The sequence below is a fragment of the Microcystis sp. M049S2 genome (assembly GCF_020245625.1).
Lineage (GTDB): Bacteria > Cyanobacteriota > Cyanobacteriia > Cyanobacteriales > Microcystaceae > Microcystis > Microcystis ichthyoblabe_A.
On the sequence record NZ_JADBUN010000258.1, the window covers coordinates 1 to 12,944 of the forward strand.

13 protein-coding genes and 2 pseudogenes are annotated in these 12,944 nt (G+C 43.8%); 6 read left to right on the forward strand and 9 right to left on the reverse strand.

Annotated features, from left to right (window positions below):
* Positions 1 to 135 precede the first annotated feature (135 nt).
* Positions 136 to 252: pseudogene (locus tag IM496_RS20140) on the reverse strand (phycocyanin subunit alpha); the annotation flags it as partial.
* Between the two features lie 55 nt (positions 253 to 307).
* Positions 308 to 826, reverse strand: coding sequence for a C-phycocyanin subunit beta (cpcB, locus tag IM496_RS20145; RefSeq protein WP_002733930.1), 519 nt, complete (start codon positions 824 to 826; stop codon positions 308 to 310).
* 668 nt (positions 827 to 1,494) lie between these two features.
* Between cpcB and cysK the strand changes: the two genes are divergently transcribed.
* The 6 genes from cysK (at position 1,495) to IM496_RS20175 (ending at position 5,500) form a co-directional block, all read left to right on the forward strand.
* Positions 1,495 to 2,442: a cysteine synthase A gene (gene cysK / locus IM496_RS20150; protein ID WP_287663047.1), complete on the forward strand. Its 948-nt coding sequence runs from the start codon at positions 1,495 to 1,497 to the stop codon at positions 2,440 to 2,442.
* 15 nt (positions 2,443 to 2,457) lie between these two features.
* Positions 2,458 to 2,592 carry a PLP-dependent transferase gene (locus IM496_RS20155; protein WP_287663048.1) on the forward strand — a complete coding sequence of 45 codons (135 nt, stop codon included), beginning with the start codon at positions 2,458 to 2,460 and terminating at the stop codon, positions 2,590 to 2,592.
* Between the two features lie 76 nt (positions 2,593 to 2,668).
* Positions 2,669 to 3,205, forward strand: a complete 537-nt coding sequence (locus tag IM496_RS20160) for an MgtC/SapB family protein (protein ID WP_287663049.1) — start codon at positions 2,669 to 2,671, stop codon at positions 3,203 to 3,205.
* 217 nt (positions 3,206 to 3,422) lie between these two features.
* Positions 3,423 to 4,097, forward strand: coding sequence for a hypothetical protein (locus IM496_RS20165; RefSeq protein WP_287663050.1), 675 nt, complete (start codon positions 3,423 to 3,425; stop codon positions 4,095 to 4,097).
* A 158-nt stretch (positions 4,098 to 4,255) separates the two neighbouring features.
* Positions 4,256 to 4,831, forward strand: coding sequence for a Crp/Fnr family transcriptional regulator (locus IM496_RS20170; RefSeq protein WP_287663052.1), 576 nt, complete (start codon positions 4,256 to 4,258; stop codon positions 4,829 to 4,831).
* 30 nt (positions 4,832 to 4,861) lie between these two features.
* On the forward strand, positions 4,862 to 5,500 hold the full coding sequence (locus tag IM496_RS20175; protein WP_287663054.1) for a cadmium resistance transporter: 639 nt from the start codon (positions 4,862 to 4,864) through the stop codon (positions 5,498 to 5,500).
* A gap of 567 nt (positions 5,501 to 6,067) precedes the next feature.
* On the opposite strand, the pseudogene IM496_RS20180 reads toward IM496_RS20175, so the two are convergent.
* From IM496_RS20180 to IM496_RS20205, 7 genes and pseudogenes are all read right to left on the reverse strand, one after another.
* Positions 6,068 to 6,444, reverse strand: a pseudogene (locus tag IM496_RS20180) (type II toxin-antitoxin system VapC family toxin).
* Positions 6,441 to 6,623, reverse strand: coding sequence for a hypothetical protein (locus IM496_RS22540; protein WP_194017604.1), 183 nt, complete (start codon positions 6,621 to 6,623; stop codon positions 6,441 to 6,443). Before IM496_RS22540 ends, IM496_RS20180 begins: the two are co-directional and overlap by 4 nt.
* Before the next feature lie 12 nt (positions 6,624 to 6,635).
* On the reverse strand, positions 6,636 to 8,309 hold the full coding sequence (locus tag IM496_RS20185) for a DNA methyltransferase (protein WP_287663056.1): 1,674 nt from the start codon (positions 8,307 to 8,309) through the stop codon (positions 6,636 to 6,638).
* A 416-nt stretch (positions 8,310 to 8,725) separates the two neighbouring features.
* The gene (locus tag IM496_RS20190) at positions 8,726 to 9,946 is read right to left on the reverse strand and encodes an efflux RND transporter periplasmic adaptor subunit (protein ID WP_287663058.1); all 1,221 of its coding nucleotides are present in this window, start codon (positions 9,944 to 9,946) and stop codon (positions 8,726 to 8,728) included.
* Between the two features lie 43 nt (positions 9,947 to 9,989).
* Positions 9,990 to 10,211: a DUF4327 family protein gene (locus IM496_RS20195; protein WP_002737463.1), complete on the reverse strand. Its 222-nt coding sequence runs from the start codon at positions 10,209 to 10,211 to the stop codon at positions 9,990 to 9,992.
* A gap of 168 nt (positions 10,212 to 10,379) precedes the next feature.
* Positions 10,380 to 11,267: an acetylglutamate kinase gene (gene argB / locus IM496_RS20200; RefSeq protein WP_194017602.1), complete on the reverse strand. Its 888-nt coding sequence runs from the start codon at positions 11,265 to 11,267 to the stop codon at positions 10,380 to 10,382.
* Positions 11,268 to 11,346: 79 nt separating this feature from the next.
* Entirely contained in the window at positions 11,347 to 12,570 is a 1,224-nt protein-coding gene (locus IM496_RS20205; RefSeq protein ID WP_287663059.1) for a M20 family metallopeptidase, read from the reverse strand.
* Between the last annotated feature and the right edge of the window lie 374 nt (positions 12,571 to 12,944).

The window sequence follows — 12,944 nt, forward strand, 5'->3', positions numbered from 1 at the left end:
CGCTTTTTCAGGCTTTAATTGTTAATTTTGTGCGGTTGATTAAGGATTTTTACTTACTTATTTAAACCCCAAAAAAACTGGATTTACATCCAGTTTTTCGGGTTCCTTGTTTTTTGGTTCATGAATAATGCAGGCTAGGGTGATGGCGGCCTGACGGAAACGACCGAAGGCCACTTGTAATTCTGCACTGCTGAGAAAACGGCCTTGGGAATCGGCAGTAGCCACCGCTTCGGTTAAAGGTGTCTTGGTCATCGATGGAATTGCTCCTACAAAAGTTTAATCGGATTTAGAGAAGAAAGTCACAGCATCAGGAAACTGCCGCCGCCGCTCGATCGAAGTAAGAAGCGACTTCTGCTAGTAAAGAACTGCAATCCCCGCGAGTGATCCCGTTGGGATCGGCCGCTAGGGCAAGGGAAGCGTCCTTGAGCTTGAGAATTCCGGCTGCAACAGAAGCCCCCGGAACTCCTAGGGCGACGTAGGTTTCCCGGAGACCGTTCAAGGCGCGATCATCGAGGATACTGGCATCGCCGGTGAAGGTGGCATAGGTAACGTAGCGCAGGATAATTTCCAAATCCCGCAAGCAGGCGGCGGCACGACGGTTTGTATAGGCGTTGCCACCGGGGGCAACTAAAACGGGCTGTTCTGAAAACAAACTACGCGCGGCATCGGTAACGATCGCAGAAGAATTACTGGAAAGACGATTGACCACATCGACACGTTTATTACCATCTTTGACGAAGGCAATTAGGGCATTGACTTGATTCTCGCTCAGGTATTCCCCCCGGGTATCGGCCTGGGAAACGACTTTGGCAAAGGCATCTAACACCATAGTTTTCATCTCCTATAATGATGATTGGTTTCGGCAAAATATCGATGTGAATTTTCTGGCTTTTCTTTATTTTTTCGATAAAGTATCTAGGAGTTGTTTTCTTGGGACTATACTATCGTCCTTGAAAAAAATTTACTCTCCCTTGGCCAGATTTTTTTGTATATCAAGGAACAATTTTTTTTAATTGAATTTAGCCTTGATAGGCACTTCCAGACATACTTCGTTTTTGCCATGAATTATTTTATAGACCATATTTACACCTTTATTTATTAAAAATTATTTCCTAAAAAAGCAGCAAAAAAATAATTTTTTAGGATAAATCTCAGAAAACTTTCTTAAATGTGTAACCCTATACTAAGAAAAAGTATCGCTCTTTTCATCTCTCTAATAATTCCTTTAAGTTGTTTAAACAAATGTGCTTTTATATACTAATAATAATTAACTAGATTAAGAGAAATTTCCCAAGACAACTTTGCCGATTGTGCTTCGATATACAAAAAAAGTGGCAAGGCAATAAAAATCGACAGGGATAATCCCCGCCGACGTTGTGATCAGAGGTGCCAACACCAGCATTTTGCAGTGTACTCCGACTTAAAAAGTATTGTAAAACATCTTAAATACATATATAATCAAAAATAGCCAACAAGTATAAAGCAAGTGGGATTATGCCGATCGCAAGAGACATCACCCAATTGGTAGGAAGGACTCCCCTAGTCCAACTGAATCGAATCCCAGTAGCCGAGGGAGTAAAAGCCCGCATCGTCGTCAAACTAGAAAGTATGAACCCCGCCGCCTCGGTTAAAGATCGCATCGGGGTCAGTATGGTGGAGGACGCGGAAGCCGCCGGACTAATTCACCCCGATAAAACAATTCTGGTGGAACCCACTTCCGGCAATACCGGCATCGCCCTGGCCATGGTAGCCGCTGCCAAAGGCTATCGCTTAATCCTGACTATGCCCGAAACCATGAGTTTAGAACGAAGGGCGATGTTAAAAGCTTACGGAGCGCAATTAGAATTAACCCCGGGTAGCCAAGGCATGAAAGGAGCGATCGCCCGGGCCGAGGAAATAGTCGAAAACATCCCCAACGCCTATAGTTTGCAACAGTTCCGCAACCCGGCTAACCCGAAAATTCACCGAGAAACCACCGCCGAGGAAATCTGGGCCGATACCGATGGCCTGGTAGATATCGTTATCGGTGGCGTGGGAACCGGGGGAACCATTACCGGTATTGCCAAAACCATTAAACCCCGTCGTCCCCAATTTCAAGCGATCGCAGTTGAACCCTCTAATAGTCCCGTCTTATCGGGAGGACTGCCCGGACCACACAAAATCCAAGGCATCGGGGCTGGTTTTATCCCGGCAATTTTCCGACCGGAATTAATCGATGAGGTGATTATCGTCGATGATACAGAGGCTTTCGCCTACGCGCGACGGTTAGCTCGTCAGGAGGGACTACTATCGGGCATTTCGGCTGGGGCTGCTTTATGGGCGGCGATTCAGGTGGGCAAAAGACCCGAAAACGAAGATAAATTAATCGTCATGATTCAGCCTAGTTTCGGGGAACGTTACCTCAGCACGGCCCTGTTTAAAGACCTCGAAGATATCGACTAATAGGACAATAAATTGATGGAATTTGCAACGAGGGCGATTCATGGGGGGCAAGAACCAGACTCTAGCCATGGTGCGGTAACGATTCCCATTTATTCCACTTCCACCTATAACACCGGCTTTACTACGATTATCGATCGGGATCGAGAATAGGAACGATTTAAAGCGGGATATGGAAAAGGCTTTGATTGGTTAGGCGAAGTTTTCATCTCATTTGATGGGTTAAGCAATGTTTTTTGACTCGGAAGATTGGCAAACGATTATTTTTCGGCTGAGTATGGCTATGGCCGTCGGCTGTCTGATTGGTTATAACCGACAGCGAGGCGGTCGTCCTGCTGGATTGAGAACTTTTATCATCGTTAGTCTCGGAGCTGCCATGTTCGTGATGATTCCCCTACAAGCGGAAGGAGATGTGGGTTATGCGTCTTCTAATGCCCTCAGTCGCACTATTCAAGGGGTCGCTTCTGGTGTCGGTTTTTTAGGGGCGGGAATCATCCTACAACAATCCCATCGGGAACTAAATAAGGTACAAGTGAAAGGTTTGACTTCGGCGGCGACTATCTGGTTAGCGGCAGGATTGGGCGCCGCTTCTGGTTGCGGTTTATGGCAGATGGTTCTCGTGGGAACTTTTTTTACTCTCTGCACTTTAAGTGGCATTAAACGACTGAAGAAAAAACAACCCTTAGCCAAATATATTAAAGGTCGTAAGAAAATATCTCGGATCAATCAAGAAATAGACTCATCGGATAATTCAGCGTCTCATTAATAAAAAAAGCAATAAAAATTAATTTTTTATTAAGAGAGCAAAAGCTTTTCTATAATAACTTTTGGCTCAAAAAACTTATATTTTGTCTGCAATTTATTGATTAAAAAACATAATAAATTTTTTATAAAATTGTCTATATATAAACAACATACAAATATTTTATATGATAACATTTAGAAAGAGTAACTATTTTTTCTAAACAGGAGAAAATCAAATCATGATCAACCGAAATAAGAGCTTTCAAAGCCTCAAAAATCAAGTTTTCCGGCTGCTGATTTTCCTTTTAACTGTCACTTTGCTCCTCGGGGGAAGGGGAAATGCGATCGCCTTGCCACTACTCCCCGAACCGTTGGCCGTCATCGACCGTGCAACAGCAACGGGTGGCCCTGTGGTGGAACCAGTCAAGAAAAAAAATGAGGTTTCTAGCCCAAAAATTCTGGAAGATGCCCAAATTGCCTATGAAAAAGCCATCCAAGCCACAAAATCGGCTATCGATGACCTAAATGCTCAACTGGCCGCTCCTTCTCTCGACAAGAAGATTATCGAAGCTCAACAGGACAACCTAGAGGACTTAGCGGACAATATTGACGATCTAGGGGAAAAAGTGAGTAAATTTACGAAAAAATTGACCAAATCCGGGGCTAAACTCAGTGAAACCCTGCAAAACAACCTTATTGCCCTAGAAAATAGCCTTGTTAATACCTCCGAGACGATCGATATCTTAGCCGACGACACCGAACGACTCAAAGATAATGCTTCCCCTTTCCTGAAAACTCGCGTGGAAAAGACCATCGACGCGGTTAAACAGACTCTACAAGAAAGCGATCGAGCTTGGCAAGAACTGATCTCCTCGGCCACCACGGAACTGGAGAAGACTAACACCCCGAAATAAATAGGGCTTGCAAGGGCATAAAATCAGTCTTTTTTGGGGTAATTATCGTTTTTACCCCAAAATTATCAAATCCGATCTCTAATAGCTGTATCCCGTCTCCTGTCTCCTGTCTCGGAGTCTCGACTAGGAAATTAATTTTGCACGACTACTTACCAATCATGACGCTTACCTATCAACCACCAACCCCCCATCGCTGGCACTTTGATAATCGGGCGATTTTGCCCCTCAGAAATCCTAATTTCTGGAAAATCGAGAGTGGAGTCGTGAAAACCTCCACTTGGTTAGAAGATGGAACCCTGATCGTCTTGGGATTGTGGGGACCTGGCAATTTTGTTGGCAAAACCCTAGAGAGAGTCAATCCCTATCAAGTTGAGTGCATCACTCCTGTGCAAGCAGTTTCCTTTTCCGCACTTGAGAGTTATCAAATGGCAGAAATTCTGCTGTCTCATCTTCAGCAAGCACAAGAACTAAGTATTATTCGTAGCTACAAACGTACTGATGTTATGGTTGTGAAATTACTGTCATGGTTAGGCAATCAATTTGGTAAACAAACCGGTACCGGACAATTAATTGATGTGCGTCTAACTCATCAGGATATCGCTGACTTATTAGGAACCACTAGAGTCACAATTACCCGCGCACTTAATAGTCTAGAACAACAGGGGGCCGTGGAACGTCTTCCTGTCCATCGTCTTCTTTTACGAGAGGAGGACATCTGGCACTACGAGATTTAGAATGGGAAGGATTATCTCTTTTTTCAATCTATGAATTGGTTAGTAACCCTTTTAATTACTAGCGTGACGAGTTTTGTGGCCACAAATCTTGATGATCTGATGGTGCTAATGTTGTTTTTCTCGCGACTTAATGCTAATTTTCGACCTCGACACCTGATTGTTGGTCAATACCTCGGTTTTACCCTGATTCTCCTAGCTAGTTCCCTCGGTTTACTATTTGGGTTACTGGTTTCTAAAGAATGGATTGGTCTATTAGGATTTATCCCTCTAATTATCGGCATTAAACAACTTTTGTCAAGGGAAAATGAGGATTATATTCAAGAAGTAAGAGAAGATGTTAATTATTCTAAAAATCGCTCCTTTATTCCTCGTTTTCCCTCCCAAACCTATTACGTTGCCGCCGTGACTGTGGCTAATGGTGGTGATAATATTGGTATCTATACCTCTCTTTTTGCCAATAATTCCCCGATGCACGTCTTAATTATCATGATAGTTTTTTATCTCATGATGGGTATTTGGTGCGCCCTAGCCTATTTTTTGATTACCCATCCCAGGATAGCTAAAGTGGTTACAAACTACGGACATAAAATTAGTCCTTTTATCTATATTATTCTAGGAATTTATATCTTAATTGACAGCAAATCCTATCGTTTATTTTTAATGTCTTAACCAAGAATGCCTAAAAATTATCTTTCAGCTAAGTAGGTAGGTGTTAAAAGTTGTCAGACACCCCCCTTATCAAGCTATCCATTAGTCAGATCTTTCTTAACAATTTTTGCAGTAAGCACTCCAACCCTTATCCTGACTTGATTTCAGTTTTTTCTTTGTCAGTAAGGGTGTCAACAAGGAATATTACAAATTGTTAACCGAGTCTTGAAAGCCTTGTGCTACAAAGGTTTGAAATGTTAAGAAAGATGTGACTAAATGACAGCTTATCAAGGGGGGCAGGAGGGATCGAACCTAAAATCCATTTTTAATTTAATTAGGGTTTGCTGAATAAATCTAAAAACCTTGTTGGATAAGGCTTTTAGACTTTTTTGACCTCAAAAAGTGCCGACCATTGGAGTGATTGGGGGGAAAATTCAGGTACTTTTTCCCTGAAAATTAGGTAATTGACCCCTTCAAAATCGCTAAAACCCCACACCCTACACCCCACACCCCACACCCTGCCACCGGGAAAAACTTTTTCAGCAGACCCTAATTATAACCAGCTACTTAACACAGAACAATTACAGATTAGAAAAACCAATTTTCAATCACTAAACCTTCTAAATCTTTAAAATCATCAACATTATTAGTAACTAAAGTCAAATTGTTGGTAAAAGCAATAGACGCTATTTGACCATCGACAAAAGTAGGACTCTTACCGACTTTAGACAACCTTGACCTTTAATTGTGCCTACTAAAATAACGTTATTTACATAATCCTCTAAGTCTTGGCTTTTTTTAGACAGAGGAAGTCGAAAACAACCAAATAATAGCTCATGGATAACCAGAGTAGCTGTGGCTATTTCCCGTTTAGATAATCTTAGCTTCGTCATAACCTTATGATTCGGGTGAGGTCGTTTAGCCTCTGACAAAATATTAGTATCTAGCAAATATTTGAGAGTCATAAACGAACATCTCTCCCCGTTGAATTGTCGCGTAAATTATCAAAAGTATCATCATCAAGACTTGCCAAATCTACTCTTTGCCTAAAATCTTGCAAGGTTGACCAAAAATCATTAACCTCTCTAATTTCCACTAATACCTTTTCATTATCAGGAAAATCAACTTCCTCTAATAACTCAATAGTTTTGCCTTTTTATTCGGGAAAGGGTATATCTAAACTCATTTGTTGTCCTTGGGTTTCCCTTTGTTTTTCGGCAGCTTTCAGGACTTCAAAGGTGAGGATAACATCGAGACGTTTTTTCTGTTCAAGGATTTCTTGTACTGTCACAATCTCAATTTTATCGACACTTTGACTCATATAACGACCGCGATAAATTCCCGCAGATTTGGCTGTTTGAACCATATCTTTGCTAGGGGGTTTCAAGGTGATAAATATACCTAGGGCTGCTCCTTGTAGTGTCATGGTTCCCTGTAGATCTCTGATGTCTCCCGATTTGACATTACCGGATTTTACTTGAAAAATAATTTTCTCCCGATTGTCTTTATCTCCCTGAAAATAGGCAATAGCATCGATTCCTTTATCTGCCCCTTTTTTGTCATTAATCACAGCCCGGTTATTACTATAGGTTAAAACCGCCCATTTCTCAAATTCTTTGCGGGTACGATCATCCGGTTTAGTGGCTAATGCTTTGGCTGATTCTAGATCTTTGGGAATACCATTCAGTTCAATTTTATCTAAAACATTTTTACCAAAGGAGTCCTCTAATCGCTTTAACATTAAGCTAATACTCTGATAGGTTATATCAATTCCAATCCAGTTTCTCTCTAATCTCTCTGCTACAGCGATAGTCGTTCCACACCCACAATAGGCATCTAAAATTACATCTCCTTTATTACTACTTGCTTTGATTATTCTTTCTAACAATGCCTCCGGTTTTTGCGTGGGATAACCCAGACGTTCTTTTTGATGAATACCACGGAGCATACTAATATCAGACCAAAAATCTTGTAAAGGAACTCCTTTACTTTCATCTAAATATCTTTTTAGATATGGTCTTCCTGATGCAGAATAAACAAGAAGACCCTGTGCTTCAAATTGTTGCATTTTTGCTTTACTATAGGCCCAAAATCTACCTGTAGGTGGCTTAACTCCTTTCCATTCATAGCTAGTATCTCCTCCTGGTTTTGCCGCAGTTAAATCTGATTTATTATATCGACGACCTGTTTCTGATTCAATATTTCTATACCATTTATCTTGTGTGGTTTCGGGCAATTCTAAATATTGATGATTCCACAGCCACTGATTACTTTTTACATAGAAAAATATCACATCATGAATTCTACCATACTGTTTACTTCCCTGTTTTCCATCATTGTGAGAGTCGGCTCTTTTCCAAACTATTTCATTTTTAAAATCACCCCCCTGAGAGCAAAAAATAGCATCTAAAACTATTTTTAAATAATGACTAGCAGTAGGATCGCAGTGGAGATAAAAGCTACCGGTAGATTTTAAAACTCGATGGATTTCCACGATCCTCAGAGTCATACTCACCAGATAAGCGAGAAGACTGCCTTTACCTAAAACTTTAGTTAAACCGTCAATTAAATCGATAGTCTGACTGGTAAATTTACCCTGATAGTTGCTTTGAATTTCTTCTAAAGCTTCGTTAGCGTGATTATCCCATGTCCAGGTATCCACAAACGCTTGTGCTTGTGCTTGATCTTCCTTACCTAAGTTGTTATAAATTTGGTTGTAATTACGTTTAGAATTAAAGGGGGGATCGATATAACAAAGATCGATCGATTCATCTTTGATATACTTCCGCAGCACTTCTAGGTTATCACCGTAGTATAGTTTATTGACCATAGAGATTAAGGGGATTGACTGCATTCTCAATTGTATTATTATTCCCCCTTAAAGAGGACGAATGCAATCGCTCCCGACAATAATATTATTGTCGGGGTGCATCGTGGTCCGTGAGTTGATCGAACTGCCTGCGCTCAAAATTTAATTTTCTTAAGTCTATCTTGCCTGAAAATGAGGGGGTCGCAGGCAGGCACGGATTCCCATTATATAAATAAGTATATGTCAAGTGCTGGGATTTTGTCAAGAGGAATTATACTAAATCCGTTGAGTAACCCACAGAAAACGGGTTTCTCGGAGAAACCCGTTTTCTACTCATGCACTCATGCAAAAAGAAGCGCATCGTGGTCAGTGAGTTGCTCGAACTGCCTGCGCTCAAAATTTAATTTTCTTAAGTCTATCTAGCAATCCCCAACTAATCAAGGATTACTCAGGATACTGACCCGGACTTTTTCGCCATTTTGCAAAGGTTTACTACTATTAACGACGAAACGCTCCCCCGGTTCAAGTCCGGTGATAATTTCTACTTGACCGTCAAGCGCTTGACCGAGACGAACGGGACGTTTTTGCACTTGTGAGTTAGACTCGGAAAGTACGAAAATGGCTGGGGATTCCCCCTGACTGACAATTGCTGTTTCGGGGACAATCACCTGAGGGGCAGAATTATTATTAAACCGCACCCGGGCCAATAATCCCCCTTTAATTAAACCATCCCTATTGGGTAGAGTAATCTCCACGGGAATCCGCCGGGCCGTGCCTTGGCTGAGGGGAAAAATCCTGTTGATGCGACCGGAAAAATTTCTCTCACCGAAAGCATCAAGGCTGACATTAACCGTTTGTCCTAAATTAATCGTTTTTAAATCCAATTCCGATAATAATACTACTACCTTGACCTGTTGAAAATCACCAATTTTGAGGACTTCATCGCCGATACTGACTAAATCCCCCGGCTCTTTCAGTTTTTCGATAACTATCCCCGTCGCCGGTGATTTAAGAATAGCGTAGGCCTGACGTTGTTGTTCCTGAGCGATGACCGATTTTTGCGCGGCAATTCTGCCGATAATTGCCGCCACTACCTGTTCCTCGACTTTAATTCTCGATCTCGCGCTATTAACGGCTTTTAAAGCTACTGCAGCTGTAGTTTGGGCTGTTTCGCCCTGTTGCAGGGGAATCGCCCCTTCTAGGGCTAATTTTTGCAGGCGCTCGCCATCATTTTTGGCCTGTTGGTATTGCAGTTGTAGGCGCTCCACTTCAATTTCAGCGTTACTGACTTCAATTCTCGCCCGGGCTAATTCCGCTTCTAGGGCTGACAGGGCGGCTTTTTCTTGCCGGACAACGGTGGCGAGGAGACGATCATCAACATGAGCGAGGATTTGTCCTAATTGCACCTCATCTCCCACATCGACGACGAGATTAAGTAACTGACCGGTGGCTTGCGATCGCAGAGAAACGACTTTTAAAGGTCGGGTAGTTCCCGTGTAATCGAGATTGCGTCCGATGGTTGCCAGTTTAGCGGTGGTGACGTTGACGGTAGTAGTACGGGCCGCTGGTGGCGGTGGTTGGGTTTCGGTCCTGGGAGAACAACTCGCGCTTAAGGATAAGATAACCAGAGCGGAAAGGATAATCGGAGTCGATCCCATGGCGATAATCTTGGTAGAAAGCTGCTTTTGAGTCGATGGTCGCTTATTCTTCGTCCCAAGCTTCTACCGCTACCACTTCGCTGAGAGGGTCTTGCATGGAGAAACCGAAATCGAGCAACTCCTGCTTCCAGTATGCCCACTCATCTCCGTATAAAAGAGCCAGTTTCCAGATACTATCGCTAGGTTTGACTACTTTTGCATCTATCCACTTGCTAGCCTTGCGTTGAAACTTCACCATCGGGTGAGCTACAGCTTGTTTGGTCATAAATTCAATTGCTATGAATACTTCAGATTTTGCGCTTCCCGACTAAACTAACTCAAGACTAAGACTTTTGCCATTACAAAGGAGCGAGAAGCGCGTTTATTAACTTATTTGTACACCAGATCTCTGGTTTTAGGCAAGTCTTTTTAACCAAAAGTACGGTAATTACTACTATAGGTTAGTATAACCGGAAGCCACAATCATGGAACCGATGCCTCGATCGGTGAAAATTTCCAGTAAAAGGGCGTGGGCAAGACGACCATCGATAATATGAGCGGCTTGAACTCCCTGAGCCAGCGATCGCACACAGCAGCCAACTTTGGGAATCATCCCGCCGGCAACGATACCTTTTTGAATCAACTCCCGGGCCTGTTGGATATCCAATTTAGCCAATAAAGTGGAAGGATCCTTATAATTCTCTAAAATTCCGGCTGTATCGGTCATCAAAATTAGTTTAGCTGCCCCTAGAGCCGCCGCTATTTCTCCGGCTACCGTATCGGCATTGATATTATGAGCTTGGCCGGTTTCATCGGCGGCCACACTGGAAATCACGGGAATATAGCCACTATTGACCAAGGATTCGACGAGGCTAGTATCGACACTGCTCACTTCTCCCACAAAACCAATGCCCTCTTTACCCACGGGACGGGCAGTGATCAGATTACCATCCTTACCGCATAATCCTACCGCTTTACCGCCGGCTTGATTGATCAGGGCAACAATTTCTTTATTGACGCGCCCCACCAGCACCATTTCTACCACATCCATGGTGGCGGCATCGGTGACGCGTAAACCGTCTTTAAATTGGGGTTCAATGCCTAATTTATCCAGCCAACTATTGATTTCTGGACCGCCGCCGTGGACAATAACGGGACGAACCCCTACACAGGAGAGAAAAACGATATCTCGCATGACCGTGTCTTTGATATCGCTGTTATTCATGGCCGCGCCACCGTATTTAACCACTACGGTGCGACCGCGAAATTCTTGAATATAGGGTAGGGCTTCGCTGAGGATTTTCACCCGTTGGGCATCGTTTTCGTGGGTATTATTGTTCATGGGTTTTTTTACTCGTCTGATTCAGTGATCAGTTTAGCGGTTTCAGGTTTGACAAAAACTGTTCACCTTGAACGGATTGCTAGAAAGTCTTAGAGTTGCCGAATTTTTCGACGCAACGGACAAAAATCTCGACTCCCATGGTTAACACCGATTCATCAAAATCAAAACGGGGATGATGGTGGGGATAGGCTAATCCTAATTCGGGATTGGCAGACCCCAAGAAGAAATAACAGCCCGGTACTTCCTGTAAAAAGAAGGACATATCTTCCCCTCCCAGGGTTTGACATTCGGGAACGATTCCGGCTGGGGTTTCCACCACTTGTGCGGCGATTGCTCGCACTAATTCCGCCATCCGATCATGATTGATTACCGGGGGATACAATTGCCAGTAATCGAATTGATAACTGGCCCCGTGACTTTGACAGATGCCCGCGATGATTTCTTCCATCCGTTGTCGGAAATAGCCCCCTAACTGGGGATTGAAATAGCGCACCGTGCCACTGAGATTAGCACTATCGGCGATCACGTTTCTAGCGGTTCCCGCCGCTAATTTGCCCACAGTCACCACGGCGGCATCGAGGGGGTTAAGGTTGCGGGCGACAATAGTTTGCAAGGCGTTGACGATTTGGGCCGCCACCAGTAGTGAATCGACGGTTTGATGGGGAATTGCCCCGTGGCCGCCCCGGCCTTGAATCTGGAGATCGAAACATTCCACCGCCGCCATTAAGGCCCCATTTTTTACGCCCACTGTCCCTAAAGGCAGATTATTCCAGAGATGTAGGCCGATAATTCCCTCCACGTCGGGATTTTTCAGCACTCCCGCTTCGATCATCGGTTTCGCCCCCCCCGGCCCCTCTTCGGCGGGTTGGAAAATAATTTTTACTATCCCCTTGACATCGTGACGGTTTTGTGCTAGGTGAACTGCCGTACCGAGGGCGATCGCTGTGTGGCCATCGTGACCACAGGCGTGCATTTGGCCCGGATGTTGGGAACGATAGGGGACTTGGTTTTCTTCGGCGATCGGTAGTGCATCCATATCGGCCCGCAGGGCTAAAACCGGCCCCGGTTGACTGCCTTCGATGGTGGCGACAATTCCGGTGCCGGCGATGCCGGTTTGATGGTCAATTCCGTATTTAGTCAGGGTTTGACTGATTAAGGAGGCGGTGAGATGTTCTTGAAAGCCTAGTTCTGGTTTTTGGTGTATTTGTCGGCGCCAGTGGACTAATTGCGGCTGTAGAGAACGAATAGCAAGGCGAATTTGAGGGCAATTTAAGCTATTGGGGACAGGAAAGGAGGAAATCATCGGGTTCGGACGGCTAGTTTTTTTGATCACTGGTTTCTAGTTTAACTTCAGGAGCCACAGGAGGCAGGAGGCAGGAGGCAGGAGACAGCTTTGTTCTCCCCACACCCCACACCCCACCCCCCACCCCCCACACCCCACACCCCACTTCCCCCCACCCCACACCCCCCACCCCACACCCCTCTCCCCATCACCCCACGTCGCTATTGGAGAAAATCTTAAATTTGTCGCGCAAATTTCTAAAATGTTGCTAAGTTAATATTATGAGCTTGCGCTCTAACAATTTGAATACACGTGGATTGAAATTGGATTCGCGTAAAAGCAATGAGGGATGAAATTTATCCGTAAGAATCCGATCAAATTAAATACAATAGCTA